1 protein-coding gene is annotated in these 557 nt (G+C 38.1%); it reads left to right on the top strand.

The window, feature by feature from the left end; genetic code table 11:
* A partial coding sequence (locus tag AC4FQV_RS11905) for an EF-Tu C-terminal domain-related protein (protein WP_491165601.1) occupies positions 1-557 on the top strand: 557 nt, incomplete at both ends.

Raw genomic sequence — 557 nt, 5'->3', positions numbered from 1 at the left:
CCATTCTTAATGCCAGTAGAAGACGTATTTACAATCACTGGTAGAGGAACAGTTGCAACAGGAAGAGTTGAAAGAGGAGTTCTACATGTAGGAGACGAAGTAGAAATCATCGGATTAACTGAAGAAAGAAGAAAAACTGTTGTAACAGGAATCGAAATGTTCAGAAAGTTATTAGATGAAGCACAAGCTGGAGATAACATCGGAGCATTATTAAGAGGTATCCAAAGAACTGACATCGAAAGAGGTCAAGTATTAGCTCAAGTTGGAACAATCAACCCACACAAAAAATTCGTAGGTCAAGTATACGTACTTAAAAAAGAAGAAGGTGGAAGACATACTCCATTCTTCGATGGATACAGACCACAATTCTACTTCAGAACAACAGACGTTACAGGATCAATCAAATTACCAGAAGGAATGGAAATGGTTATGCCTGGAGACCACATCGATATGGAAGTTGAATTAATTACAGAAATCGCTATGGATGAAGGATTAAGATTCGCTATCAGAGAAGGTGGAAGAACTGTAGGTTCAGGAGTTGTTACTTCAATAATCGA

Source organism: Clostridium sp. TJA038, assembly GCF_058310255.1.
Note: the sequence above shows the minus strand (reverse complement) of the source record. Positions and strands in the feature narration are given on the sequence as shown.